The organism is Pseudomonas sp. G.S.17 (assembly GCF_038096165.1).
Classification (GTDB): domain Bacteria; phylum Pseudomonadota; class Gammaproteobacteria; order Pseudomonadales; family Pseudomonadaceae; genus Aquipseudomonas.
In genome coordinates this window covers 1,655,358-1,680,590 of the sequence record NZ_CP151076.1, presented here as the reverse complement: position 1 = coordinate 1,680,590, position 25,233 = coordinate 1,655,358, and the positions used below count along the sequence as shown (strand labels likewise).

Genomic DNA, 25,233 nt, shown 5'->3' with positions numbered 1-25,233 from the left:
CTGACCGGACGCTTTCGCGGGCAAGCCTCGCTCCAACGAGCCCGCGCTATGTCGTGTCCGGGAAGGCGTTGGCGCAGGCTGCTCGGCGCTCTCGACTAAAGTCGCTCCTCCAACCCCCGGCCAGCATGCGAGACTAGCAAGCTTGTCCTTGAGGCTTTGAATTTCTATGTCGCTGTCCAGCGGGCTGATTGCTGCCGTTGCCCTGGTTTATATGGCCATTATGTTCGCCATCGCCTTTTACGGTGATCGGCGCACTACGTCGTTGCCGCCGCGAGTGCGGGCGTGGGTGTATAGCTTGTCGCTGGCGGTGTATTGCAGCAGCTGGACGTTCTTCGGTGCGGTGGGCCAGGCGGCCGAGCAGTTGTGGGCGTTCTTGCCGATTTATCTGGGGCCGATCGTGCTGATGCTGCTGGCGCCCTGGGTGTTGCAGAAGATGGTGCTGATCAGCAAGCAGGAAAACATCACGTCCATTGCCGACTTCATCGCCGCGCGCTACGGCAAGTCGCAATCGCTGGCGGTGGTGGTGGCGCTGATCTGTCTGGTGGGCGTGCTGCCTTATATAGCCTTGCAGCTCAAGGGCATCGTCCTCGGGGTGAATATTCTGATCGGTGCGGTGGCCGACGCGACCGGCACCCGTGCGCAGGACACCGCGTTGATCGTGTCGCTGGTGCTGGCGTTGTTCACCATTCTGTTTGGCACCCGCACGCTGGACGTCACCGAACACCATCGCGGCATGGTGCTCGCTATCGCCTTCGAGTCGCTGGTCAAGCTGTTCGCTTTTATGGCGGTCGGGGCGTTTGTCACTTACGGCCTGTACGACGGCTTCGACGATCTGTTCAACCAGGCCATGCTCGCGCCGCGCCTGGAGCAATACTGGAAGGAAACCATCAACTGGCCGTCCATGGTGGTGCAGACCGGCGTGGCGATGATGGCGATTGTCTGCCTGCCGCGTCAGTTTCACGTGACGGTGGTGGAAAATATCGACCCGCAGGATTTGCGCCTGGCCAAATGGGTGTTCCCGGCCTATCTGGCCCTGGCGGCATTGTTTGTGGTGCCTATTGCACTGGCCGGGCAAATGCTGCTGCCCGGTTCGGTACTGCCCGACTCGTTCGTGATCAGCCTGCCGCTGGCCCATGCACATCCGTCGCTGGCCTTGCTGGCGTTCATCGGTGGCGCTTCGGCGGCCACGGGAATGGTGATTGTCGCCAGCGTCGCGCTGTCGACCATGGTTTCCAACGATATGCTGTTGCCCTGGCTGTTGAGCCGCAAAACCACCGAACGACCGTTCGAGGCGTTTCGTCACTGGATGCTGTCGGTGCGCCGGGTCAGCATCGTGGTGATTCTGTTGCTGGCTTATGTCTGCTATCGGCTGCTGGGCTCGACGGCGAGTCTGGCGACTATCGGCCAGATCGCCTTCGCCGCCATTACTCAGCTATCCCCGGCGATGTTTGGCGCGCTGTGGTGGAAGCAGGCCAATCGACGCGGTGTGTTCGCCGGGCTGGCTGCAGGCATTTTTCTTTGGTTCTACACCTTGGTGCTGCCTATTGCCGCCCACGGCATGGGTTGGTCGTTGAGCAGTTTTCCGCTGCTGGCCTGGCTGCACGGCAATCCGCTGAATCTGCCGATCACCCCGCTGACCCAAGGCGTGGTGTTGTCCCTGGCCGGCAACTTCATTCTGTTTGGCTGGGTGTCGGTAATTTCCCGCACGCGGGTATCCGAGCACTGGCAGGCCGGCCGTTTCATTGGTCAGGAAATTCATGTACGGCCCAGCAGTCGCCCGTTGCTGGCCGTGCAGATCGAAGACCTGCTCAGCCTCTCGGCGCGTTTCGTGGGTGAGGAACGGGCACGCCAAAGCTTTATTCGCTTTGCCTACCGCCAGGGCAAAGGCTTCAACCCGAACCAGAATGCCAACGCCGACTGGATCGCCCACACCGAGCGTTTGCTGGCCGGGGTACTGGGCGCGTCATCGACCCGGGCGGTGGTCAAGGCAGCCATCGAAGGTCGGGAGATGCAACTCGAAGACGTGGTGCGTATCGCCGACGAAGCCTCCGAGGTGCTGCAGTTCAACCGGGCTTTGCTGCAAGGTGCTATTGAGAACATCACTCAGGGCATCAGCGTTGTCGATCAATCCCTGAAACTGGTGGCGTGGAATCATCGTTATCTGGAGCTGTTCAAGTATCCGGAAGGCTTGATCAGCGTCGGCCGGCCCATCGCCGACATCATTCGCTACAACGCCGAGCGTGGCTTGTGCGGCCCCGGCGAGGCTGAAGTTCACGTGGCCCGTCGTCTGCACTGGATGCGCCAGGGCCGTGCACACACCTCGGAGCGGATGTTCCCCAACGGTCGCGTCATTGAGTTGATCGGCAATCCCATGCCCGGCGGCGGCTTTGTCATGAGTTTCACCGACATCACCGCGTTCCGCGATGCCGAGCATGCGCTCATTGGCGCCAATGAAAGCCTTGAGCAGCGGGTCGCGGAACGGACTCGTGAGCTGTCGCAGCTGAACGTCGCACTGACCGATGCCAAGGGCACTGCCGAAGCGGCCAACCAATCGAAAACCCGCTTTCTCGCCGCAGTCAGCCATGACCTGATGCAGCCGTTGAATGCGGCTCGCCTGTTCTCCGCAGCGCTGTCCCATCAGGACGGGGAAATGTCCGCCGAAGCCCAACAGTTGGTGCAGCATCTGGACAGTTCGCTACGCTCGGCCGAGGACTTGATCAGCGATCTGCTGGACATTTCCCGCCTGGAAAACGGCAAGATCAACCCGGATCGCCAGCCATTTGCCCTCAACACCTTGTTCGATCCCCTCGGCGCTGAGTTCAAGGCGCTGGCTCGGGAGCAAGGGATTAAATTCCGTCTACGCGGCACGTCGTTGCGCGTGGACAGCGATTTGAAACTGCTGCGACGCGTGCTGCAGAATTTCCTGACCAACGCTTTCCGCTACGCCAAAGGCCCGGTATTGCTGGGCGTGCGACGCCGTGGCACCTATTTGAGTCTGGAAGTCTGGGACCGTGGACCGGGTATTCCGGAGGACAAGCAGCGGGTTATTTTCGAGGAGTTCAAACGGCTGGACAGCCACCAGACCCGCGCCGAAAAAGGCCTGGGACTGGGGCTGGCGATTGCTGACGGGCTGTGCCGCGTATTGGGCCATCCGTTACAGGTCCGCTCCTGGCCCGGCAAAGGCAGTGTGTTCAGCGTCAGCGTGCCACTGGCCCGGATCCAGACGCCAGCCGCCGAAAAGGTCAGAGAGCCGGATCGTCCAATGCTCGGCGGCACGCAGGTGCTGTGCATTGACAATGAAGACAGCATCCTGATCGGCATGAACAGCCTGCTCACCCGCTGGGGTTGCCAGGTCTGGACCGCGCGCAATCGTCAGCAATGCGAAGCGTTGCTCGAACAAGGCGTGCGGCCGCAACTGGCGCTGGTGGATTTCCATCTGGACGAGGGCGAAACCGGCACCGAGTTGATGGCCTGGCTACGCACCCGCCTGGGAGAACCGGTGCCAGGCGTGGTCATCAGTGCCGACGGGCGCCCGGAGCTTATCGCGCAAGTCCACGCCGCCGGGCTGGATTTTTTGGCCAAGCCGGTTAAACCTGCGGCGTTGCGCGCGTTGTTGAGTCGGCATGTGAGTTTGAATTAACCCGTGGTACCGGATTTATCCGGGAAGGCGGCATTCCGGGCGCTAGAGATGCGTCGGATGTTCCGGCCTCTTCCCGAATAAATTCGGTCCCACAATTTCGAAATCGGCGCGATCCCGTAGGACCGGATTTATCCGGGAAGGCGTCGGCGTAGTCATCCAAGACATCTGGTATCAGCGCGGGCCTCTTCGGGAATGAATTCCCTCCTACAGAATCGCACGGAGGCGTTACGGCCTTTCTTTGCGGCGATACGGGAACACATCGATCACCTTGCCTGCGCGAATCGCATCCTGCAGGCTTTTCCAGTAATCGGCGTTATATAGCTCGCCATGCAGGCTGTCGAACAGCCGCCGCTGCTTGATATCGGCAAACAGAAACGGCGGGAATTCTTCAGGGAACACGTCATGCGGCCCGATGGAATACCAGGGTTCGGAGGCCATTTCGTCTTCCGGGGTGCGCGGCGCCGGGATGTGGCGGAAGTTGGCTTCGGTCAGGTAGCAAATCTCGTCGTAGTCATAAAACACCACGCGCCCATGGCGGGTGACGCCGAAATTTTTCAGCAGCATGTCGCCGGGGAAGATGTTCGCGGCGGCCAATTGCTTGATCGCCAAGCCGTAGTCTTCCAGCGCTTCACGGATCTGCGCGTCGTTGGCGTGTTCCAGGTACAGATTCAGCGGAGTCATGCGCCGCTCGGTCCAGCAGTGGCGGATCAACACAGTGTCGCCCTCCACGTGCACAGTCGACGCCGCCACTTGCAGCAGTTCGGTCAGACAATCGGGGTCGAATTTGCTCAACGGGAAACGAAAATCGGCGAACTCCTGGGTATCTGCCATGCGCCCGACCCGATCGACGTTTTTCACCAGCCGGTACTTTTCGATGACGGTCGCGCGGTTGACGTTCTTGGACGGCGAAAACCGGTCCTTGATGATCTTGAACACGGTATTGAAGCCCGGCAGGGTGAACACGCTCATGACCATGCCGCGCACGCCGGGCGCCATGATGAAGCGATCATCGGTGCTGGCCAGATGATTGATCAGCGCGCGATAGAACTCCGACTTGCCGTGTTTATAGAAGCCAATCGAGGTGTACAGCTCGGCAATGTGTTTGCCCGGCAGGATGCGCTTGAGGAAGCTGACGAACTCCGCCGGCACCGGCACATCCACCATGAAGTACGAGCGGGTGAAGGAAAAAATGATCGAGACTTCGGCTTCGTCCGTGATCAGCGCATCGATCCGAATGGCCTGACCTTCCGGATGCAGCAGCGCAATTACCAGCGGCCATTGCTCGTCGAGGGTTAACACCCGACCCACCAGATACGCGCCCTTGTTGCGGAACAGGATCGATGAAAACAGTTCGACGCTCAGGTTCGGGTCCTTGCACACCCAGTCGGGCAGGCTCTCGCGCAGCTGTGCTTCCAGTCGCTGCAGGTCGCCGGGCAGATCGGCATAGGGAACGCTGAACCGGTAGGCGCTGAAAATCTGCTCCAGCATGCCGGACAAATCACCTTGCGGGTGAAAGGTCCGCGTCTGGGCGGCGCGCTCGTGATGGCGCAAGGTCGGTCGGGTGGTGTGGATGAACATGCAGCCGTCGCTGATCAAGTCATGACTGAACAGCCCGCAGAAAATCGAGTTGAACCAGGTTTCCGAGAGTTCGTCGTCCAGCCGCACGTCAATCAGCTGAATGTAAGCGCTTTTGACCAGCGGCCAGCACGTCACGTTGAGCAACTGCTCGGCGGCGAAGGCGGATTCAAGGGTCTTGACGGTCTGGCTGACCTTCTCTTCATAAAGACTGATCCGCGCCGCCGAAGCGCGCTGGGCTTCCTGCCACAGCGCCTGCTCGAAACGGGCCTGGGCACCGTCAGCGATCTGCCGAAAATCCTCCCGATAATCATCGAAACCGTCCAGGATCATGCGAGCAATATCAGCGGCGGGCCATGGCGTGGACATTTGGGGATCTCTGCTGGATTCGTATGCCGCAGCTTAGCAGCGCCTGAGGCATCTGGACGGGTGAGCAAAATCGTCAGCAAAGATTGCAACCGCCCTCGCCTCCCGGTAAAACTCCCGGCCTTCTGCCAAGGAAGGACTTTCCATGAAACCTGCCGACATTACTCGCCTGATCGCGCTGGCCGCAATCTGGGGCGCGAGCTTTTTGTTCATGCGCATCATCGCGCCAGTGCTGGGCACCGTGCCCACCGCGTTTTTTCGCGTGTCGATTGCGGCGGTCGGGCTACTGGTCATTCTCTGGCTGATGCGCATCGACTGGGATTTTCGCGGCAAGCTCAAGACCTGCATGATGCTAGGCGTGATCAACTCCGGGCTGCCCGCGACCATGTATTCGCTGGCGGCGCAGGTCATGCCAGCCGGTTACTCGTCGATCTTCAACGCAACTACGCCGCTGATGGGCGTGCTGGTTGGCGGTCTGTTCTTCAGCGAAAAACTCTCGACGGTGAAAATCATTGGCGTGTTCCTCGGCCTGGTGGGCGTGGGGATCCTGACGCGAGCAGGGCCGGTGGCGTTCAATCTGGAATTGCTGACCGGCGCACTGGCCTGCCTGCTGGCGACGACCTGCTACGCGTTCGCAGGATTCCTGACCCGACGCTGGCTGGATCAGCAAGGCGGTCTGGACAGTCGGCTTTCGGCACTGGGCAGCATGCTTGGCGCCACCCTGCTGCTTCTGCCCCTGTTCGGCTATCGGGTGATCACCGATCCTCCCGCGAATTGGGGTGGTATTAGCGTTTGGGCGTCGCTGCTGGGATTGGGCCTGATCTGCACGGCGTTCGCCTACATTCTGTATTTCCGCCTGATGAGCAGCATCGGCCCCCTGAGCTCCATGACCGTGACCTTCATGATTCCGCCATTCGGCGTGCTGTGGGGGGCATTGCTGCTGGATGAGCCGCTGTCCATGGCGCACCTGTATGGCGGCGCGCTGATTGCGGTGGCGTTGTGGCTGGTGTTGAGGCCTGCGGCCGTGGCGTCAGCGAAGGCACTTTGATTTTCAGGAGATAGCACCGGCTGTAGGACCGGCTTCAGCCGGGAGAAATACCCTCGCGGCTGAAGCCGGTCCTACAAACCATCGCGGGATGCGCTGCCGCAGTCAGGCGTCAACTCGGCTTACGAAACACAAACATCAGCCCTACCACGATCAGCAGCATGCCGAACAGGCTCAGCATCGCCAGCCGGTTGCCGAAGATCAGGTAATCCATGATCGCCGTTACGGCCGGGACCAGATAGAACAGGCTGGTGACGTTGACCAGATTGCCCTGGGCGATCAATCGATACAGCAGGAACGTCGCCAGCACCGAGACCACCAGCCCCATCCACAGCACCGGCACGATGAAGCCGGTGCTGATTTCGAAGTGGAATGGCTGGAACGGCACGAACACGCCACACAGCAGCGCGCCGGCCAGGTATTGCACCGGCAGGGTTCCCAGCGGGTTATCGGTGATGCGCTTTTGCATGATCGAGCCGCAGGTCATGCTGATCATCGCCAGCAAGCCAAACAGCATGCCCGCCATGGACATCCCGCCCAGACCGATACTCTGATAGACCACCAGAATCAATCCGGCCAATCCCAGGCCCAGACCGAACAGGCGCGTCCAGGCCCGATTGCGCTCCATGACCACCGCCGTGAGGATCGGCTGCACACCCATGATGGTCGCCATCACACCGGGCGTGACTTTCAGGTCCAGCGCCAGCAGATAGAAAATCTGATAAGCCCCCAGCAACACGGCACCGGTCGCGGCGGCATACAGCAGCGGTTTGCCGGTTGCGGGCAGCTTGTAGCCGAGCATCGGGATCAATACTGCAAGGGCGATCAGGGCCAGCAGGAAGCGGATCAGCAGAAAAGCGAACGGCGACGCGTGGGCCAGCCCCCACTTGGAGAAAATCGCCCCGCTGCTCCACAGCAGGACGAATAACGTTGTAGTGGCCAACGAAGCCAGTTTTGTATTGATGAACATGGATACCACCTGTGATCGGACACGCATTGGCAGGCCCGGCAAGTTCGGGCCAACGATGTGTTTGGCGATTTTTTTGCGGTTGTATCGACAGGCGCGGCTTGGTTAGAAGCGGCCAGTCAAACCGGCAGGACGACGCCTGGCGGTGCTGCAACCGACGTGTTCACAGGGGAAGGTGGCGGGTAACGCATGAAGGAGAGCTGTTTGCATCCACACGGCTCGGCAGCAGCAAAGGCTGCGGCGTCGAACTTCAACTGAATGTGGGAAGCAGGCATGGCGCTCGTCTTCTTGAGGGATGAGGAGGCATTGCAACAAAAGGTTTCAGCAATGCCAGCGCCGACTATAACCAGCGGCGCATGAGTTAAGCAATAGCGGGCTGGCCCGCGCTCCGTAGGAGCGAATTTATTCGCGAGGGCGCCGGTCTTAAAGTATCGGGTTTTGTCAGGTCATCACGTCGCGACGAGACAGGCCCCCTCCCGGATAAATCCGGTCCTACGAATGATTCATCGTGTGGGCGAGGTTTATTTCAACCAAACAACCAATACCCGAGCAACGTCAGCACCACCACCGCCAGCACCGGGCGCAATACCCGATAAGCCTTGGGATGCTTGCGCTTGAGTTGTTTGACCTTGCCGCTGAAGCCGTCGCTGAAGCTCTTGCTCCAGGCGTAAGCGCGATTGATGCCGCCGACGCGTTCATCGTCCAGGTTCTGCGGCGCGGTGGCGCGGCCCAGCCAGGCGCTGACCGAGCGATTGATGCGGGTCATGAAGCGGCTGCGCAGCGGGCGTTCGATGTCACAGAAAAGAATGACGCGGGTTTGGTCGGTTTCGTTCTTGACCCAATGCACGTAGGTTTCGTCGAACATCACGTCTTCGCCGTCGCGCCAGGCGTACACCTGACCGTCGACATAAATGCGGCAGTCATCGGAGTTGGGCGTCGACAAGCCCAGGTGATAACGCAAGGAACCGGCGAACGGGTCGCGATGCGGGTTCAAATGGCTGTCACCCGGCAACAGCGCGAACATGGCACCTTTGACGTTGGGAATGCTGTTGACCAAGGCCACGGTCTTTGGGCAAAGCGCTTCGGCGGAAGGCAAGGCCTTGTCGTACCACTTGAGGTAAAAACGTTTCCAGCCCTTCTTGAAGAACGAACCGAAACCGGCGTCGTTGTTCTTTTCAGCCGCGCGAATATAACCTTCGTCGAACAAATGCATGGCTTCGTCGCGGATGGTTTCCCAGTTGTTCTTCAGCACGTCCAGCTCGGGGAAGGCCTGACGGTTCAGGTACGGCTTGGACGGCACTTTGGAAAACAGGTACATCAAGGCGTTATAAGGTGCGAACAGCGCCGAGTGGTTAACAAACTGACGTAGCAGCGGCAACCGCGCTTTACCGCGCAGATGCACGTACAGCGTGCTGGCCAGAAATAGCATCAGAATCGATGCCTTGGCAGCAAATGAAAACGTCATCTAACTCTCCTCGATACAGGCAATGGCCAAGCGCTGAACGTAGTGCTGGAAAATCGTGGATCTTATGCGGCTGGCGAACCGCCCAGAATGATCTGGAACAACCCCTTTGCGGTTCGCGAGCCGGCCATCATAAACGCAAGCCGACCTGACCAAAAGCTGGCAAGACTAAAGATATTGTTACTGTTGCAGCTCCTGGTCGGTAAACAGGTCGCTGAACAACATGCTCGACAAATAACGCTCGCCGGAATCCGGCAGGATCACCACGATTGTCTTGCCCTGCATTTCCGGCGTTTCGGCCATACGCACCGCTGCCGCCATGGCCGCGCCGCAGGAAATCCCGCACAAAATGCCTTCTTCCTGCATCAGCCGCAGTGCCATGGCTTTGGCTTCTTCGTCACTGACCAGTTCCACCCGGTCGACCAGTGATAGGTCCAGGTTTTTCGGGATGAAACCGGCGCCGATGCCCTGAATCTTGTGCGGGCTGGGTTTGATCTCTTCACCGGCACGCGCCTGGGTGATGATTGGAGAACCCAAGGGTTCGACCGCGACTGAGAGGATGGGCTTGCCCGCGGTGTTCTTGATGTAGCGCGACACGCCGGTAATCGTACCGCCGGTGCCGACGCCAGCGACCAGCACATCAATGGCGCCGTCGGTGTCGTTCCAGATTTCCGGACCCGTGGTTTTTTCGTGAATCGCCGGGTTCGCCGGGTTCTCGAACTGCGCCGGCATGAAGAATTTTTCAGGATCGCTGGCCACAAGTTCTTCGGCTTTTTCGATGGCGCCTTTCATCCCTTTGGCGGGTTCGGTCAACACCAGCTCGGCACCCAGCGCTTTGAGCACTTTGCGGCGTTCGATACTCATGGAGGCCGGCATGGTGAGCATCAATTTATAGCCGCGGGCGGCGGCTACAAAAGCCAGGCCAATGCCGGTGTTACCCGAAGTCGGTTCGACAATGGTCATGCCGGGCTTGAGTTTGCCCTTGCTTTCAGCGTCCCAGATCATGTTGGCGCCGATCCGGCATTTCACCGAATAACCGGGATTGCGCCCTTCGATCTTGGCCAGAATCGTGACCCCGCGCGGTGCGATGCGGTTGATCTGCACCAGCGGCGTGTTACCGATTGAATGGGCGTTGTCAGCGTAGATACGGCTCATGGTGGTGTCCTTGTGCACGTTCGTTAAGGGACTTTTAAAACCAAAGCCTATGCCCCCAGCCCTGCGGCCGTCCAGTCGCAGCGAACGGATGCGCGCGCATGCAGTCAACCACTGAACAAAACCCGAGACCGCTATCATGAAACGTCGCTACAGCTGGCCACTCTGGACCCTCGCGGGAGTCGTCGTGCTGCTGATTGCTGTGCACATCGCCCTCCCCTATGTGGTGCGCAACTATTTGAACGACAAGCTCGCCGACATGGGCGATTACCGCGGGCAGGTCACGGATGTCGACCTGGCGTTGTGGCGCGGTGCATACAGGATCAATGGGCTGAATATCGTCAAGGTCGACGGCAAGGTGCCGGTGCCGTTTGTCAACGTACCGGTCATCGACCTGGCGGTGAGCTGGCATTCGCTGTGGTACGACCATGCGGTGGTGGCCGAAGTACTGTTTCAGCGTCCGGAGCTGAACTTCGTCGATGGCGGCGCCAACAAGCAAGCGTCGCAGACCGGTCAGGGTACCGACTGGCGCGCGCAGATGAACAAGCTGTTGCCCATTACGCTCAACGAAGTGCGTATTCAGGACGGGATTATCACCTTCAACAACTTCACCACCACACCGAAGGTGAAAATCGAAGCCGACAAGGTCAATGCCAGCCTTTATAACCTGACCAATGTCGAAGACGTCGAAGGCAAGCGGGACGCGCGTTTCGAAGGCAAGGCATTGTTGCTGGGCCACGCGAACCTGGAATCGTCGGCGACGTTCGATCCGTTCAGCAACTTCGAAGATTTTGACTTCCGCCTGCGCGCCACCGACATCGAACTCAAGCGCCTCAACGACTTCGCTTCGGCGTACGGCAAGTTCGACTTCAACGCCGGCAGCGGCGATCTGGTCATTGAAGCGCAGGCCAATAAAGGCCAACTGACCGGTTATATCAAGCCGCTGCTGCGCGACGTTGATGTCTTCAACTGGCAGCAGGATGTCGAGAATCAGAACAAAGGCTTCTTCCGTTCGATCTGGGAAGCGGTGGTCGGCACCGGCGAAACCGTGCTGAAAAACCAGAGCAAAAACCAGTTCGCCACCCGCGTGAACCTCAGCGGCAGCGTGCACAAACAGGACATCAGCGCGTTTCAGGCGTTTTTGCAGATTCTGCGCAATGCGTTCGTCCAGGCGTTCAATGCGCGGTATGACGGGAGCAAGGGCTAGGTCATCGTGGGACCGCCCATTCACCGATTGAATGCCCGGTCTGCGTTCACAGTGGCCGGGGCTGCGCGTTATAGTCCGCACACCTTGTTTGAGGATTTACCGATGAAGTTTGAAGGCACCCGCGCATACGTCGCCACTGACGACCTCAAGCTGGCGGTCAACGCGGCAATTACCCTGGAGCGCCCGCTGCTGGTCAAAGGTGAACCCGGCACCGGCAAAACCATGCTCGCTGAACAACTGGCCGAGTCTTTCGGCGCCAAATTGATCACCTGGCACATCAAGTCCACCACCAAGGCGCATCAGGGCCTTTATGAATACGATGCCGTCAGCCGCCTGCGTGATTCGCAACTGGGTGTGGATAAAGTCCACGATGTGCGCAACTACCTGAAGAAGGGCAAGCTCTGGGAAGCATTCGAGGCCGAAGAACGGGTGATTCTGCTGATCGACGAAATCGACAAGGCCGACATCGAATTCCCCAACGACCTGCTGCAAGAACTCGACAAGATGGAGTTCTACGTTTACGAAATCGACGAGACCATCAAGGCCAAAATCCGCCCGATCATCATCATTACTTCCAACAACGAAAAAGAGCTGCCGGACGCGTTCCTGCGCCGCTGCTTCTTCCACTACATTGCCTTCCCTGATCGCACTACCTTGCAGAAAATCGTCGACGTGCATTATCCGGACATCAAGAAAGAGCTGGTCAGCGAAGCGCTGGACGTGTTTTTCGATGTGCGCAAAGTGCCCGGTCTGAAGAAAAAACCTTCCACCTCGGAACTGGTCGACTGGCTGAAACTGCTGATGGCCGACAACATTGGTGAAGCGGTGCTGCGCGAGCGCGATCCGACCAAAGCCATTCCGCCGCTGGCCGGGGCGCTGGTCAAGAATGAGCAGGACGTTCAGTTGTTGGAACGCCTTGCATTCATGAGCCGTCGCGGCAATCGCTGATCCTGCAAAGAGACGACAGCCATGCTGCTCAACCTGTTCAACGAAATGCGCGCAGCCAAGGTGCCGGTCTCGGTGCGCGAACTGCTGGACCTGATCAACGCCCTGAAACAGCGAGTCACCTTCGCTGACATGGACGAGTTCTACTATCTGGCGCGCACCATCCTGGTCAAGGACGAACGGCATTTCGACAAGTTCGACCGGGCATTCGGCGCCTATTTCAACGGGCTGGAAAAGCTCGACGATCACCTCAAGGCGTTGATCCCCGAAGACTGGTTGCGCAAGGAGTTCGAACGTTCCTTGAGCGAAGAAGAACGGGCGCAGATCCAGTCGCTGGGCGGCCTGGACAAACTCATCGAGGAATTCAAGAAACGCCTCGAAGAACAGAAAGAGCGCCACGCGGGCGGCAACAAATGGATCGGCACCGGCGGCACCAGCCCGTTCGGCTCGGGTGGCTATAACCCGGAAGGTATTCGGGTCGGCGATGCTGGCGAGCGCAAAGGCAAGGCGGTGAAAGTCTGGGATCAGCGCGAGTACAAGAACCTCGACGATCAAGTCGAGCTGGGCACCCGCAACATCAAGATCGCCCTGCGCCGCCTGCGCAAGTTTGCCCGCCAGGGTGCGGCCGAAGAACTGGACATTGACGGCACCATCGACCACACCGCTCGCGACGCCGGACTGCTGAATATCCAGATGCGCCCGGAACGGCGCAACACCATCAAGTTATTGCTGCTGTTCGACATCGGCGGTTCGATGGACGCCCACGTGAAGATCTGTGAGGAATTGTTCTCGGCCTGCAAGACCGAGTTCAAACACCTGGAATACTTCTACTTCCTTAACTTCATTTATGAATCGGTCTGGAAGAACAACTCTCGACGCGGCTCGGAGCGCACCTCCACGCAAGATCTGCTGCATAAATACGGCGCAGACTACAAAGTCATCTTCATCGGCGACGCCTCATTGGCGCCTTACGAGATCACCCAAGCGGGCGGTAGTGTTGAACACTGGAACGAAGAGCCCGGTTACTTGTGGATGCAACGCTTTACTGCCAAGTTCAAGAAACTCATCTGGATCAATCCCTATCCGAAAGACGCCTGGGCCTATACCACTTCGACCAATATCGTGCGGGACTTGATCGAAGATCAAATGTATCCGCTGACCTTGCGCGGTTTGGAAGAAGGGATGCGTTTTCTTTCTAAATAATATGTTCGCGAGCAAGCTTGACTCCTACAGGATTACCCGGATCCGTTGGAGCGAGGCTTGCCCGCGAATCGGTTTACCTGGCGGCATATCTATTGGCTGACCTGACGCATTCGCGAGCAAGCTCGGCTCCTACTGGATTACCTCGCGCCAACAGGTATCAGCAATTGCCGATTAACCCGCGCAAATACTCAACATGCCGCTGATGCGCGATGCTTCGGCCCAAGGCTTAAACTTTGCCAGGGTTGTTTTCACTCGCCCTGTCTGCCTCCTGCTCCCGAGTCATTTCTCGCACATTTCTCTGCAACTGCTCCATCCACGAGTTTTCGTTACCTGGTCGTATCGCACAGGATTGCAGGAGCACGCCGTAATCAATAAATTTACTGATATTTCCCAGCGTCACCATCGAGTCTTCAACTCCCAGCCGAGGATCATGCTTCAAAATATAGGTGACGAGTTTGGCATGATCAAAGGTCAACTCTTTCAATCGGTCTCGGTCATTGATCCAGGCCTCCAGCTGTTTTTTTTCTCGATCAGTCAAGGCGCCGTCGGGTGAGGTAATTTCCAGACTGCCATGCTCATTGATGGTGAATCCAAAATTCTTGCCCGCCAAATCCGGGAGCGATACGCGTATCTGCTCCTTGAACTCATCAAATTCCAGCTGCATATCTTCCAGCCTGTACAGAGCCTGATAATGCAATGCTCTAAGGATGGAAAAATCATAGGTACTCAACTCACCATAGATATTACTTTCCCAATCCTCGAGCCCGTAGTCCCTGGCTATAGCACAGCCCTTCCACAGTTTTTCTTCTCCTGACACAATGCGGAATTTGTTTTTGTCATCAAGCGTGTAAACGATGCCCTCCGTTGCCATTCTGGAATCGTAAATAACTTGCAACCTTTCAGTCATATCTCCTGCCGCGACCAGCTCTTCGTAGCGAGCGGTCATCGATTGCCAGTAAGTCATACCGACATGTATCTTATGACCAAGCCCTATCACACGAGTACCATGTGTCATACCTGCTTGCGGATCAAACATAACACTCTCCCCTATCAACCGTTGTCCTTTGGTTAACGGCAGCAATGAAAAGTATCTGACCTGACTTTATAGCAAGGCGCTTCCCAGCGACTTGTACGAAATCGGCTACAACAAAAAGCCGGCGAATGAGCCGGCTTGTTATTTAACTCGCTAACTTTTGTAAATACTCAACATGCCGCTGATGTGCAACGCTTTGCACTATCGGCCTTAACCGCAAGGTACTTCCCGGCAATCGCTGGGCGAGTCTCGCCAGGGAAAGTGGCGTCAGCGCGCCAAGTCGTGGGTAGCCGCCGATGGTTTGCCGGTCGTTGAGCAGGACGATGGGTTGGCCGTCGGGTGGCACCTGGATAGCGCCGAGCGGGATACCTTCCGAGATCATCGGTGCGCCCTGATAAATCAGTTCCGGCCCCAGCAGGCGAATGCCCATGCGGTCGGCGCGGCTGTCCAGGGTCCAGTTGTTGTTGAACACGTCGAACAGGCTCAGGCCGCTGAATTCGCCAATTTGCGCACCAAGAACCACGTCCAGCGGCGCAGCGTCATGGAAGTTCGGGATCTGCTGTTCGGTCAGCGTGCGCAGTACGAAAGCCGACCCTGAATAACCCAGCCGATCACCTTTGGCCAACGCTTTGCCCAAGCCATCGAGACCGCCCAGTTCTTCGCGACCAACACTCGCGCAGCTGCCCAGCACTTTCGGCGCGTCGAAACCGCCGGGGGCGGCCAGATAAGCCCGGGCACCGAGTTGTGGCTGGCGCAAGCGCAAGCGCTGGCCCTTGCCAACGAAAAAACTGCGCCATGGCTGGACCGGCCGGTCGTCGAGCATCGCGCCCAGGTCAGCACCCGCCAAGGCCAGGCAGCAATCCGCCTCGGCCAGTAACGTCAAACCACCCAGGGTGATTTCGATCACCGCAGCATCCAGCGGGTTGTCCAGCAGGCGATTGGCCCAGGACATGGACACCCAATCCAGCGCCCCGCCTTGAGTCACGCCCAGATGCCGTACGCCAAAACGCCCCGCGTCCTGCAACAGGCACAACGGTGTGCTGTTTTCGATCAACAGCGCGCTCATGGCTGCACCTCCAGCGGTGTGTCATCGCCGCCCAGGCGCACGAACTCCGCGTGATCGACTGCGGCGAAGGTCACGCTGTCACCGGGCTGCATCAGGCTGTAGCCGTCCCGTTGACGATCAAACAGTTTGCTCGGTGTACGCCCGATCAGGTTCCAGCCGCCGGGGGAAACCACCGGGTAAGCAGCGGTCTGCCGTTCAGCAATGCCGACGCTGCCGGCCGCGACGCGCTTACGTGGTGTGTTCAGGCGTGGCGCGGCAAGAATTTCTTCCACCAGGCCCATGAACGCGAAGCCCGGCGCGAAACCCAGGGCGAATACCTGATATTCGCGCTCGCAGTGACGACGAATCACTTCGCTGGTTTCCAGGCCGCTGCGCCGCGCCAACAAAGTCAATTCCGGGCCGACGCTGAGGTCGTACCAGACCGGCAACACATGATGCTGACCACGCGCCGTCGGGTCCGGGGCCAGATCGCGCAGCGCCTGATGGATCAGCTCCCGGGCCTGATCGGGATTCAGGGCGAGCACATCGTAGTGCACCATCAAGGTGGTGTAAGACGGCACCAGATCAACCAGATGCACGCCGAAACTCTCCCGCAAACGGGCCGTAGCAGCCAGCATCCAGGGCATGTTGGTTTCGTCGATGGCATCGAACAGCCGCACCATCAGGCAATCGATCGCCACCACTTCAATACGCAGTTTCATAAGGCGAACTGCTCGTCCAATGCCTGGCGGATGCGCTGCACGGCAGCAATCGAACTGGCGTTGTCGCCATGCACACAGAGCGTATGCGGCTTGAGGTGCAGCGCGGTGCCATCGCTGGCAGTCAGCGGTTCGCCACGCGCCAGCGTCATGGCCTGAGCGATGATGATTTCCGGATCATGGTGAACGGCGCTGGGCTGTTGGCGCGGCATCAAGCGCCCTTCTGCGTCGTAGCCTCGATCAGCGAACGCTTCGAACCAGAGTTGTACGCCAAACTCGTCGGCAATCGCCTGGGCGGCGCTGTTGTCGCGCATCGCCAGCAGCATCAGCGGCAGTTGCGCGTCGTAGCGGGCGATGCCTTCGATGACCGCACGCAGCTGAACGGGATTGGCCATCATGTCGTTGTACATCGCGCCGTGAGGTTTGACGTATCGCACTCGCCCGCCCTGAGCGCGGCAAATGCCGTCCAGCGCGCCGATCTGGTAGTGCAGCAGATCGTGGATTTCCTGCGGGCTGCACGCCATGGAGCGGCGACCGAAGCCGACCAGATCCGGATAGGCCGGATGGGCGCCTATCGTTACATCATTGGCCAGCGCCAGGCTGACGGTCTTGCGCATCACGCTCGGATCCCCGGCATGGAAGCCGCAGGCGACGTTGGCGCAATCAATGAACGGCATGACTTCGGCGTCCATGCCCATGGTCCAGGCGCCGTAACTTTCGCCGATATCGCAGTTCAGTAACAGGCGGCCCATGGGCGTATCTCCTGTGTGCGTAAGTAATTTCGGACAACAAAGCCTGAGTCTAACGCGCCATTTGTGTTCAAGGGCAGCGTTGCGACGAGCCTGTCAGGTACAGCGCATTTTTGGAGGCTAGCGGACGCGACGTCCAACTAATAAAAGCGGGTGGGATGGATAAGAAAAAGTGATGAGGGATGTTGATCGATCCGTAGGACCGGCTTTAGCCGGGAGCAACTGGCACATTCACAGCAGCTCTATCGTTAGAACGATTGTCCTCCCGGCTGAAGCCGGTCCTACGGGTCCACTGTTTGTGTCAGTAATCCCGCTCCAGTCTGTGCTTGCGACGCCCGCCCGTGGCGACCCAGCCAAGCATCAGGAAGAACGTCTCGATCAGCAGCGCCAGCACCAGCGCGCAAACGATACCCCAAGCGATCACTCCAGGGGCCAGCAGCACCTGCCAGGTGTAACCATTCCAGGTTTCGCGACGGATATCGGCGTCGGCGGCGATGGCCACATGCAGCGCCCGGGCATACCACGGACCTTGCATGGCCAGCCATTCGCGTTCGAGGATCTGCGTGCGGGTCAGCAGCGCGTTGATGCTGTCGGCGTCGCTGCGAAATACCGGGTCTTCGCTTTCGCGGTAATGCTGGATCAGCGCCTGCACGTCGCCGTTGAAGAACTGCGCAGCAGTGGCGTTGTAGCCCTTGATGCTTTGCTGGGCCTCGATCAGGTGCGCTTCGACGCGCTTGCCGTAATCACTGACAAAACCAGGAATCTGTACCCCGAACAACAGGCCCACGGTAAACAAGACCAATCGCAGATAACTTCGCAGCATTTAGATCCCTCTCAGTTGGGTCGATGTTCTCAAGCATTGCCCTGGGCAACGCATTCGCCACGCCGCCACAGCGCCCATTGGCCCGGCTCGTAGCGATGCCATATCTCGTCTTCGGTCAAGGGTTCGGTGGCAATCACGGTCACCACGTCATTGGGAGTGGTTTCCGCCTGGAAATCGACGATGACGTCCACGTCCTTCAAACGGGCCGGACCAAATGGCGCGCGACGGGTGATCTGCACCAGCTTGGTCGAGCAGAAGCAGAACAGCCAGTCGCCATCGCTGAGCAGGGCATTGAACACGCCTTTGCTGCGATATTCACTGCAGGCTTCGACCAGCGACGGCAGCAGCTGTTCGATTTCCACCGGCTCGGGAAACGCCTCGCGCACCTGATTGAGCAGATCGCAAAACGCAGCTTCGCTGTCGGTGTCGCCTACGGGTCGATAGAACGTGGCTCGGGGAGTGAAGTCCGCGAGCTGACCGTTGTGGGCGAAACACCAATTACGGCCCCAGAGTTCTCGGACAAACGGATGAGTATTGGACAAGCACACGCGACCGACATTGGCTTGGCGGATGTGCCCGATCACCACTTCGCTTTTTATGGGATAACGCTGAACCAACTGTGCGACTTCTGACTCGCTGCTCGCTGCAGGGTCCTGGAACAAACGCAAGCCGCGACCCTCGTAAAAGGCAATGCCCCAGCCGTCGCGATGGGGGCCGGTACGCCCGCCACGCTGCATCAGCCCGGTAAAGCTGAAAACGATATCGGTCGGGACATTGGCGCTCATGCCCAGTAATTCACACATGTTCAGGTTCTCGTTTGAGGGCGTTCAGCGGCGCGTTTGGCGTCCAGCGCCTACAGACGTGGCTCGACCCGAGAACGATTGCCGACGCCGGGCGCGGCAGGTTTGCGATCAAAGCGGTCGTCATCGGCGAACGGCTCGTCCTGCGGTTCCTGCGCGGGGGTGGCTGGCTCGGCGGCGACTTGCGGATGGCGCGCCTTCCAGCTTTTCTCGAGAGGCCAGCGAATCAGCACAAACAGCAGGTACAGGCCGAAGGCGATCATGCCGTACATGGCCAGATCAGACACCGCGCGCCAGACATTGCTGCCGACCTTGAACAATAAGTCCAGGGCCGTGATGGCAACCGCCGGGGCGAATTTTTCCTTCACTGGATCAATGATGGTCGGGGTCAACAGCAGGACGGCAGCGATCACCAGCAGCGGCTCACGCAGGTAGCGCCACATCCAGCGTGTCATCAGGAACCACACCAGCAGACAACCCAACGCAGCAAATGCGTAGAGGCCCCAGGCGATCGTATAGTCGTTCTCGGTCATGACGTCCGTGGTAAGGCAGGTAATTAGGCGCTTATGATAACGGCTTTTCGCCAACCCGGCTTCCCCGGCGTCAGTTATCAGTGCCACATGCCATCAATTGGCAGTCCACATTCGATAGCGCACAGCCACCAATGAGCGCCCAGTATGTCTTCATCACATCCGATTCCCAGCGCCCCCATCGCGCAAAAAACCGATGGCGCCGATCCTTATGCCTGGCTGCAAAACCGCGACAGCGACGAAGTGCTTGATTATCTGAAGGCAGAAAATGCGTATCAGCACGCGCAACTCGCCGATCAGGATGCATTGCGCGAGACGCTGTTTCAAGAGATCAAGGGCCGCATCCTGGAGACCGATCTCTCGCTGCCTTCGCCCTGGGGGCCGTATCTGTATTACACCCGCACCACCGAGGGCGATGAATACTCCCGGCACTATCGCTGCCCGCGCCCGGCGGACGACTCGCAAACGGTAGACGAAAGCCGCGAAGAAATGCTGCTGGACCCCAACCAACTGGCGGGCGGTGGTTTCTTTTCCCTGGGCACGTTCAGCATCAGCCCGGACCACCAGCGGCTGGCCTACAGCCTGGACACCAGCGGCGAAGAGGTTTACCAGCTTTACGTCAAGGAGCTGAGCAGCGGCCAGGTCACCACCCTGCCCTTCGAAGACTGCGACGGCAGCATGACCTGGGCCAATGACAGCCAGACGCTGTTCTTCGGCGAACTGGACGACTCTCATCGTCCGCACAAGCTGTATCGCCACCGTCTGGGCAATGATTCGGCGGATCTGGTGTTCAACGAGCCGGACGGGCGGTTTTTCCTGCATTGCTACCGCAGCAGCTCAGAGCGGCAGCTGATCCTTGGCCTGGACAGCAAAACCACCAGCGAAGCCTGGGTGCTGGATGCCGAAAAGCCTGAACACGCCTTCGTGTGCATGGCGCCCCGGGCTGAAGGTCACGAATATTCCGTGGATCACGGCCAGGTGGACGGCAACTGGAGCTGGTTGATCCGCAGCAATCAGGACGGCATCAACTTCGCGCTGTATCAGGCCGCAGAAAAGCCCAGCGGCGTGCCCACCCGTGACGACTGGCAGGTGCTGGTGCCGCACAGCGAAAGCGTGATGCTCGATGGCTTTAGCCTGAATGCCAAAGGCCTGACCCTGAGCCTGCGTGAAGGTGGCCTGCCAATCATCGAGGTTCGCCCGCAAGGTCTGCCGGTCTATCGCGTGCATCTGCCGGACGCCGCTTACAGCCTTTACGTGCAGGACTCCCTGGAATTCAACAGCGACAAGATTCGCCTGCGCTACCAGTCACTCAATCGCCCGGCGCAAGTCCGTCAATTGACCCTGGCGACCGGCGATCAGGTGGTGCTCAAGGAAACCCCGGTGCTCGGCCCGTTCGATGCCGACGCTTATGTCAGCCAGCGCATCTGGGCAACGGGCAGGGACGGCACGCAGATCCCCATCAGTCTGGTGGTCAAGCGTGAGTTGCTCGGCCAGTCGACACCGCTGTACCTGTATGGCTACGGCGCCTACGGCGAAAGCCTCGATCCGTGGTTTTCCCACGCACGTCTGAGCCTGCTGGATCGCGGCGTGGCATTTGCCATTGCCCATGTGCGCGGCGGCGGCGAATTGGGTGAAGCCTGGTATCGCAACGGCAAACAGGAAAACAAGCAGAACACCTTTGACGATTTCATTGCCTGCGCCGAGCACTTGATCGCTGACAACCACACACGCGCCGAGCAACTGGTGATCAGTGGCGGCAGCGCAGGCGGGCTGTTGATTGGCGCGGTGCTCAATCAGCGTCCTGACTTATTCAAGGCGGCGATTGCCGAAGTGCCGTTCGTGGATGTGCTTAACACCATGCTCGATCCCGATCTGCCGCTGACCGTCACCGAATACGACGAATGGGGCAACCCGCAAGAGCCCGACGTTTACGCGCGTATCAAGGCCTATGCGCCGTATGAAAACGTCCGCGCGCAGGCCTATCCGGCGATGCTGGTGATTGCTGGCTACAACGACAGTCGCGTGCAGTATTGGGAAGCGGCCAAATGGGTGGCAAAATTGCGCGCTCACAAAACCGACGACAATCTGCTGCTGCTCAAGACTGAACTGGGCGCAGGCCATGGCGGCATGAGCGGGCGTTATCAGGGGCTGCGCGACGTGGCGCTGGAGTACGGTTTTATCTTCAAGGTTTTGCAGCTGGCCGTTTGAACTCGGCCTGAAATGTTTGTCTTACTAACATCTGGCCGGACGCTTGCTGTCGTCCGGCCAGCACTTATTCATAACAAGACCGAGCCATGTCAGAACAACCGTCTTACCTGAACAATGAAATCCGCGACATGCTTATGGACTGCGCCCTGTTCGATGCCCTGCTGCCTGCTGAATTTCAGGCGGCGGCCGGCTATTTCAACATGACGTCCATCAGCCAGGGCGACGCGATTTTCAGCGAAGGAGATGCCGGCACATTCATGTGCATCATCCATTTGGGTTCGGTGTCGGTGCAGAAGCTCAATGCCGACGGCCAACAGGTGGAAATCGCCACGTTGCGGCGCGGCCGGGCTTTCGGCGAGATGGCGGTGCTGGACGGCGAACGGCGTTCGGCCAGTTGTGTCGCCGCGTCGAACTGTCAGCTGTTGAATCTGGGGCGGGATTCCCTGGACAAGATGCTCGACGAAACGCCAAAGATCGCCGCAAAGATCATTCGCGCCCTGGCCACCTCGCTGTCCAAACGCTTGCGCATGGTCGATGGCCAGTTGCTGAGCTGACAGACGCAGCGCCTTTATTTAGGGACGTTGTCCTTGTCCGCCGGGCCGCTTTCGACCGTCGGCAATGGCTGATCCTTGGGCGGTCGGGGCATTTCAATCTTGGGTAGCAAAGGCGAGTTGCCTTGCGTTCCGCCAGCCTTGGGGATGCTCGGCGGCACGACCTGCGGGTACGGCGTGGGTGTCGCGGTGCCCGGTGAACCGGGTTCTGGCGCCGGCGAAATCGGTTGCAGATTGTCCGCCTGCACGACACTTAACGAGAGCGTCGTCAGGACAATCGCCGTTAGAATAGAACCTTTCATCAATGGCCTCACATGCCAGCCCGTCACATTGTGCGGCTCAGGCTACTCCTTGCCTTGAGACCGTGTTCAACTTTTTGCCACCGCCTTCTTCCGATGAGTGCTCAATGAAACGTTTCGTCCTGCTCGACACCACCGCCATTCCCGATAACGGCGGTGCCCTGTGCCTGTTCGAATACGGCGAAGATTTCGTGATCAAGATCCAGGGCGGCGATGGCGGCCAACTGATGAACACCCGTATGCACGGCTCCGAAGACGCGCTGGCGGAAATCCCTTGCAAGAAGGTCGCACCGCGCCTGCAACCGAGGGTCTTGATCGGCGGTCTGGGCATGGGATTCACCCTCGCCTCGGCCTTGAAGCATCTGGGCAAGAACGCCGAAGTGTTGGTCGCCGAACTGGTGCCGGGCGTTGTGGAATGGAATCGCGGCCCGCTGGGCGAGAAGTCCGGCAATCCGCTGCTCGACCCACGCGCCAAGGTGGTGATCGGTGACGTCGCCCAAGTGTTGAAGAGCGAACCCCACGGTTTCGACGCGATCATGCTCGACGTCGATAACGGCCCCGAAGGCCTGACCCAGAAGTCCAACAGCTGGCTGTATTCGTCTGGCGGCCTCGCCGCTTGCGCCCAGGCCTTGCGTCCGAAAGGGATTCTGGCGGTGTGGTCCGCCAGCGCGGATCAGAAGTTTTCCGACAAGCTGCGCAAGGCCGGCTTCAAGGCCGAAGAGGTGCAAGTCTTCGCCCACGGCAACAAGGGCACGCGCCACACCATCTGGATTGCGGAAAAACTCAAGGGCTGAACGCTTCGCGAAGCGCTAGACTTGGGCCATTACCGTTTTCAACGAATGAACATGACACAGGTGACCCCATGAGCACGGCCAACCCTCCATCCCACACCGCCAAGCTGGATCGCATCCTGGCCGACGCCCAGCGCGACCGCGAAATGGGTTATCGCGACAAGGCGTTGCGCATGTATCCGCACGTGTGCGGTCGCTGCGCCCGTGAGTTCGCCGGTAAACGCCTGAGCGAGCTGACCGTCCACCACCGCGACCACAATCACGACAACAACCCGCAGGACGGCTCCAACTGGGAGCTGCTGTGCCTGTACTGTCACGATAACGAGCACTCGCGCTACACCGACCAGCAGTATTTCTCGGAAAGCTCCACCAGCAGCCCGAAAATCGCCAAGGCGACCCACAACCCGTTCGCGGCGTTGGCGGGGCTGATGAAGAAAGACGAATAACGCGCGGTTGGTCGCCGTATAATCGCCCGCTTTTCCCAGCGAGCATTTCCCCCGTGGCCAACAAACGTTACGCCTGCATCGGCTTGTACAACCCCAAGTCTCCGGAAAACGTCGGCTCCGTGATGCGTGCTGCGGGTTGTTATGGCGTGGCGTCGGTGTTCTACACCGGCAAACGCTACGAGCGCGCCCGGGATTTCGTCACCGATACCAAGAAGATCCATCAGGACATTCCCCTGATCGGCATTGATGACCTGAAAAACATCCTGCCGCTGGGCTGTATTCCGGTGGCCGTGGAACTGGTCGAAGGCGCACGGCCGTTGCCCGAATATACCCATCCTGATCGCGCCCTTTATATCTTCGGCCCGGAAGATGGCTCGCTGGACCAGGAAATCCGCGATTGGTGTGAAGACGTCGTCTACATCCCCACCACCGGCTGCATGAACCTCGCCGCGACCGTCAATGTCGTGCTTTACGATCGCATGGCCAAAGGCATCAATACGCGCTCCGGGCCGCAGTTCGGTAGAGAAAAAGCCGACTAGTGGCACGATTGCTGACAAATGCATTGAACAGTTCCGAACGGCGGCAGTCAGTTTTACTGAACCGAATTCATCTCTTCATGGAGAACGATCATGAGCGACACCCCGATCATTGAACGCATCGACAGCACCCCATTCCAAAGCCATACCCCACAGAACGTTCATGGCTGGGAGCGAGTCGGCTCTCTGGCAGGCGGCGTATTGATGATGGGCAAAGGCCTGCGTCGTGGCGGAATCTTCGGTTTGATCCAGCTGGCCATTGGTGGCGCTGTATTGGCACGTGGCATTACCGGACATTGCTCGGCCAAGAGCCTGATCGAGAAAAGCCGCAGCGATCTGGACACAGCCAAAGCGCGCATCAAGCGCGCGGGTGATGAACTGAGCTTGCTGAAAACCAAGGCGGAAGTGACTGCTGAAAACGTCGTTGCCGATGGCGTTGATGCACTGACCAAGCCTAAAGCTGAGGTTTGATGCTCGCGTAGGAGCCAACTTGTTGGCGAACGGGTGCGTCAGTTACCAAGCAAATCCGTAGGACCGGCTTTAGCCGGGAGCGCGCAAGGTCTGACGCAGCAACTGCTACGAATGTACCGGCCGCCTCCCGGCTAAAGCCGGTCCTACGAGATTGACGTCAACGGTGTGATGAAGACCCAGACGGTACCTACAGACTACCAATCCTACCCCGCGCGAAAGATCAGATAGTCTTCCCAATCATCCTCGGCCACGCTGTTTTCACTGAGCATGCGGCCGGACTGAGAGATGCGCTCCCGATGCACGGCATCGCGATCGCCGCACACCAGGTGATGCCACAGCGGCAAGTCCTTGCCTTCGCTGACCAGCCGATAACCACAGGTTGGCGGCAACCATTTGAACTCGTCCGCCTGACCCGGCGTGAGCTGAATGCAATCGGGCACCGACGCCCGGCGATTGCTGTAATCGGTGCATTGACAGGTTTTCAGATCGAGCAACTTGCAGGCGATACGCGTGTAATAAACGCTGTTGTCGTCCTCGTCCTCAAGCTTTTGCAGACAGCACAGGCCGCAGCCGTCGCACAGCGATTCCCACTCGGTTGAATCGAGCTGATCGAGGGTCTTGCGTATCCAGAAGGGTTCGACTTTAGCGGCCATGGTTCGGGCAATCAGCA

Annotated in this window: 24 protein-coding genes; 11 read left to right on the top strand and 13 right to left on the bottom strand. The window is 59.0% G+C overall.

From position 1 onward, the window contains the following. The first annotated feature begins 166 nt into the window (after window positions 1–166). Entirely contained in the window at window positions 167–3,640 is a 3,474-nt protein-coding gene (locus AABC73_RS07755; RefSeq protein ID WP_341523096.1) for a hybrid sensor histidine kinase/response regulator, read from the top strand. A 225-nt stretch (window positions 3,641–3,865) separates the two neighbouring features. On the opposite strand, the gene aceK is transcribed toward AABC73_RS07755, so the two are convergent. After that, window positions 3,866–5,584: a bifunctional isocitrate dehydrogenase kinase/phosphatase gene (aceK, locus tag AABC73_RS07750; protein WP_341523095.1), complete on the bottom strand. Its 1,719-nt coding sequence runs from the start codon at window positions 5,582–5,584 to the stop codon at window positions 3,866–3,868. 142 nt (window positions 5,585–5,726) lie between these two features. On the opposite strand from aceK, the gene AABC73_RS07745 reads away from it, so the two are divergent. Next, window positions 5,727–6,629, top strand: a complete 903-nt coding sequence (locus AABC73_RS07745) for a DMT family transporter (protein WP_341523094.1) — start codon at window positions 5,727–5,729, stop codon at window positions 6,627–6,629. A 109-nt stretch (window positions 6,630–6,738) separates the two neighbouring features. Here AABC73_RS07745 and AABC73_RS07740 read toward each other — a convergent pair whose 3' ends face one another. The 3 genes from AABC73_RS07740 to cysK form a co-directional block, all read right to left on the bottom strand. Further along, window positions 6,739–7,596, bottom strand: coding sequence for a DMT family transporter (locus tag AABC73_RS07740; protein WP_341523093.1), 858 nt, complete (start codon window positions 7,594–7,596; stop codon window positions 6,739–6,741). 523 nt (window positions 7,597–8,119) lie between these two features. Continuing rightward, window positions 8,120–9,058: an aspartyl/asparaginyl beta-hydroxylase domain-containing protein gene (locus AABC73_RS07735; RefSeq protein WP_341523092.1), complete on the bottom strand. Its 939-nt coding sequence runs from the start codon at window positions 9,056–9,058 to the stop codon at window positions 8,120–8,122. A 177-nt stretch (window positions 9,059–9,235) separates the two neighbouring features. Next, the gene (cysK, locus tag AABC73_RS07730; protein ID WP_341523091.1) at window positions 9,236–10,210 is read right to left on the bottom strand and encodes a cysteine synthase A; all 975 of its coding nucleotides are present in this window, start codon (window positions 10,208–10,210) and stop codon (window positions 9,236–9,238) included. A gap of 136 nt (window positions 10,211–10,346) precedes the next feature. Here cysK and AABC73_RS07725 point away from each other — a divergent pair, with 136 nt between their 5' ends. The 3 genes from AABC73_RS07725 (at window position 10,347) to AABC73_RS07715 (ending at window position 13,562) form a co-directional block, all read left to right on the top strand. After that, window positions 10,347–11,414, top strand: a complete 1,068-nt coding sequence (locus AABC73_RS07725; RefSeq protein WP_341523090.1) for a DUF748 domain-containing protein — start codon at window positions 10,347–10,349, stop codon at window positions 11,412–11,414. 102 nt (window positions 11,415–11,516) lie between these two features. Further along, the gene (locus AABC73_RS07720) at window positions 11,517–12,362 is read left to right on the top strand and encodes a MoxR family ATPase (protein ID WP_341523089.1); all 846 of its coding nucleotides are present in this window, start codon (window positions 11,517–11,519) and stop codon (window positions 12,360–12,362) included. A gap of 21 nt (window positions 12,363–12,383) precedes the next feature. Beyond that, entirely contained in the window at window positions 12,384–13,562 is a 1,179-nt protein-coding gene (locus AABC73_RS07715) for a VWA domain-containing protein (protein WP_341523088.1), read from the top strand. A 226-nt stretch (window positions 13,563–13,788) separates the two neighbouring features. Here the strand turns inward: AABC73_RS07715 and AABC73_RS07710 are convergent, their stop codons facing one another. The 7 genes from AABC73_RS07710 to AABC73_RS07680 all read right to left on the bottom strand — a co-directional run bounded on the left by AABC73_RS07710 (window position 13,789) and on the right by AABC73_RS07680 (window position 19,264). Then, complete coding sequence (locus AABC73_RS07710) at window positions 13,789–14,598, bottom strand: hypothetical protein (protein WP_341523087.1); 810 nt, start codon at window positions 14,596–14,598, stop codon at window positions 13,789–13,791. Between the two features lie 142 nt (window positions 14,599–14,740). Further along, a complete protein-coding gene (locus AABC73_RS07705) occupies window positions 14,741–15,661 on the bottom strand; it encodes a biotin-dependent carboxyltransferase family protein (RefSeq protein WP_341523086.1) in 921 nt (306 codons plus the stop codon). After that, window positions 15,658–16,362, bottom strand: coding sequence for an allophanate hydrolase subunit 1 (locus tag AABC73_RS07700; RefSeq protein ID WP_341523085.1), 705 nt, complete (start codon window positions 16,360–16,362; stop codon window positions 15,658–15,660). The genes AABC73_RS07705 and AABC73_RS07700 overlap by 4 nt, the downstream gene beginning before the upstream one ends. Further along, a complete protein-coding gene (locus AABC73_RS07695; RefSeq protein ID WP_341523084.1) occupies window positions 16,359–17,111 on the bottom strand; it encodes a 5-oxoprolinase subunit PxpA in 753 nt (250 codons plus the stop codon). Before AABC73_RS07695 ends, AABC73_RS07700 begins: the two co-directional genes overlap by 4 nt. A 298-nt stretch (window positions 17,112–17,409) precedes the next feature. Beyond that, window positions 17,410–17,931 carry a DUF2937 family protein gene (locus AABC73_RS07690; protein WP_341523083.1) on the bottom strand — a complete coding sequence of 174 codons (522 nt, stop codon included), beginning with the start codon at window positions 17,929–17,931 and terminating at the stop codon, window positions 17,410–17,412. Between the two features lie 29 nt (window positions 17,932–17,960). After that, window positions 17,961–18,734: a class II glutamine amidotransferase gene (locus tag AABC73_RS07685; protein ID WP_341523082.1), complete on the bottom strand. Its 774-nt coding sequence runs from the start codon at window positions 18,732–18,734 to the stop codon at window positions 17,961–17,963. Between the two features lie 50 nt (window positions 18,735–18,784). Next, window positions 18,785–19,264 (bottom strand): MFS transporter, encoded by a 480-nt coding sequence (locus AABC73_RS07680; protein ID WP_341523081.1) that lies wholly within the window; start codon window positions 19,262–19,264, stop codon window positions 18,785–18,787. A 144-nt stretch (window positions 19,265–19,408) separates the two neighbouring features. Here AABC73_RS07680 and AABC73_RS07675 point away from each other — a divergent pair, with 144 nt between their 5' ends. Then, window positions 19,409–21,469: a S9 family peptidase gene (locus tag AABC73_RS07675; RefSeq protein WP_341523080.1), complete on the top strand. Its 2,061-nt coding sequence runs from the start codon at window positions 19,409–19,411 to the stop codon at window positions 21,467–21,469. 86 nt (window positions 21,470–21,555) lie between these two features. Beyond that, window positions 21,556–22,023 (top strand): cyclic nucleotide-binding domain-containing protein, encoded by a 468-nt coding sequence (locus tag AABC73_RS07670; protein WP_341523079.1) that lies wholly within the window; start codon window positions 21,556–21,558, stop codon window positions 22,021–22,023. 14 nt (window positions 22,024–22,037) lie between these two features. On the opposite strand, the gene AABC73_RS07665 is transcribed toward AABC73_RS07670, so the two are convergent. Further along, window positions 22,038–22,322, bottom strand: a complete 285-nt coding sequence (locus AABC73_RS07665; protein WP_080482226.1) for a hypothetical protein — start codon at window positions 22,320–22,322, stop codon at window positions 22,038–22,040. Window positions 22,323–22,426: 104 nt separating this feature from the next. On the opposite strand from AABC73_RS07665, the gene AABC73_RS07660 reads away from it, so the two are divergent. From AABC73_RS07660 to AABC73_RS07645, 4 genes are all read left to right on the top strand, one after another. Next, on the top strand, window positions 22,427–23,113 hold the full coding sequence (locus tag AABC73_RS07660; protein ID WP_341523078.1) for an MnmC family methyltransferase: 687 nt from the start codon (window positions 22,427–22,429) through the stop codon (window positions 23,111–23,113). Between the two features lie 68 nt (window positions 23,114–23,181). Next, a complete protein-coding gene (locus tag AABC73_RS07655) occupies window positions 23,182–23,556 on the top strand; it encodes a YajD family HNH nuclease (protein WP_065834886.1) in 375 nt (124 codons plus the stop codon). Window positions 23,557–23,609: 53 nt separating this feature from the next. After that, the gene (locus tag AABC73_RS07650) at window positions 23,610–24,095 is read left to right on the top strand and encodes an RNA methyltransferase (protein WP_341523077.1); all 486 of its coding nucleotides are present in this window, start codon (window positions 23,610–23,612) and stop codon (window positions 24,093–24,095) included. A gap of 90 nt (window positions 24,096–24,185) precedes the next feature. Continuing rightward, window positions 24,186–24,563, top strand: coding sequence for a DUF2892 domain-containing protein (locus tag AABC73_RS07645; protein WP_065834884.1), 378 nt, complete (start codon window positions 24,186–24,188; stop codon window positions 24,561–24,563). A gap of 203 nt (window positions 24,564–24,766) precedes the next feature. On the opposite strand, the gene AABC73_RS07640 is transcribed toward AABC73_RS07645, so the two are convergent. Then, window positions 24,767–25,216, bottom strand: a complete 450-nt coding sequence (locus tag AABC73_RS07640) for a YcgN family cysteine cluster protein (RefSeq protein WP_065834883.1) — start codon at window positions 25,214–25,216, stop codon at window positions 24,767–24,769. Window positions 25,217–25,233 lie beyond the last annotated feature (17 nt).

Coding starts and splice junctions, on each gene's coding strand:
- AABC73_RS07665 (WP_080482226.1), bottom strand. CDS start 22,322: ATGAAAGGTTCTATTCTAACGGCGATTGTCCTGACGACGCTCTCGTTA.
- AABC73_RS07695 (WP_341523084.1), bottom strand. CDS start 17,111: ATGGGCCGCCTGTTACTGAACTGCGATATCGGCGAAAGTTACGGCGCC.
- AABC73_RS07735 (WP_341523092.1), bottom strand. CDS start 9,058: ATGACGTTTTCATTTGCTGCCAAGGCATCGATTCTGATGCTATTTCTG.
- AABC73_RS07640 (WP_065834883.1), bottom strand. CDS start 25,216: ATGGCCGCTAAAGTCGAACCCTTCTGGATACGCAAGACCCTCGATCAG.
- AABC73_RS07705 (WP_341523086.1), bottom strand. CDS start 15,661: ATGAGCGCGCTGTTGATCGAAAACAGCACACCGTTGTGCCTGTTGCAG.
- AABC73_RS07745 (WP_341523094.1), top strand. CDS start 5,727: ATGAAACCTGCCGACATTACTCGCCTGATCGCGCTGGCCGCAATCTGG.
- AABC73_RS07645 (WP_065834884.1), top strand. CDS start 24,186: ATGAGCGACACCCCGATCATTGAACGCATCGACAGCACCCCATTCCAA.
- AABC73_RS07725 (WP_341523090.1), top strand. CDS start 10,347: ATGAAACGTCGCTACAGCTGGCCACTCTGGACCCTCGCGGGAGTCGTC.
- AABC73_RS07670 (WP_341523079.1), top strand. CDS start 21,556: ATGTCAGAACAACCGTCTTACCTGAACAATGAAATCCGCGACATGCTT.
- cysK (WP_341523091.1), bottom strand. CDS start 10,210: ATGAGCCGTATCTACGCTGACAACGCCCATTCAATCGGTAACACGCCG.
- AABC73_RS07755 (WP_341523096.1), top strand. CDS start 167: ATGTCGCTGTCCAGCGGGCTGATTGCTGCCGTTGCCCTGGTTTATATG.
- AABC73_RS07690 (WP_341523083.1), bottom strand. CDS start 17,931: ATGCTGCGAAGTTATCTGCGATTGGTCTTGTTTACCGTGGGCCTGTTG.
- AABC73_RS07720 (WP_341523089.1), top strand. CDS start 11,517: ATGAAGTTTGAAGGCACCCGCGCATACGTCGCCACTGACGACCTCAAG.
- AABC73_RS07715 (WP_341523088.1), top strand. CDS start 12,384: ATGCTGCTCAACCTGTTCAACGAAATGCGCGCAGCCAAGGTGCCGGTC.
- AABC73_RS07740 (WP_341523093.1), bottom strand. CDS start 7,596: ATGTTCATCAATACAAAACTGGCTTCGTTGGCCACTACAACGTTATTC.
- AABC73_RS07655 (WP_065834886.1), top strand. CDS start 23,182: ATGAGCACGGCCAACCCTCCATCCCACACCGCCAAGCTGGATCGCATC.
- AABC73_RS07710 (WP_341523087.1), bottom strand. CDS start 14,598: ATGTTTGATCCGCAAGCAGGTATGACACATGGTACTCGTGTGATAGGG.
- AABC73_RS07685 (WP_341523082.1), bottom strand. CDS start 18,734: ATGTGTGAATTACTGGGCATGAGCGCCAATGTCCCGACCGATATCGTT.
- AABC73_RS07675 (WP_341523080.1), top strand. CDS start 19,409: ATGTCTTCATCACATCCGATTCCCAGCGCCCCCATCGCGCAAAAAACC.
- aceK (WP_341523095.1), bottom strand. CDS start 5,584: ATGTCCACGCCATGGCCCGCCGCTGATATTGCTCGCATGATCCTGGAC.
- AABC73_RS07680 (WP_341523081.1), bottom strand. CDS start 19,264: ATGACCGAGAACGACTATACGATCGCCTGGGGCCTCTACGCATTTGCT.
- AABC73_RS07660 (WP_341523078.1), top strand. CDS start 22,427: ATGAAACGTTTCGTCCTGCTCGACACCACCGCCATTCCCGATAACGGC.
- AABC73_RS07700 (WP_341523085.1), bottom strand. CDS start 16,362: ATGAAACTGCGTATTGAAGTGGTGGCGATCGATTGCCTGATGGTGCGG.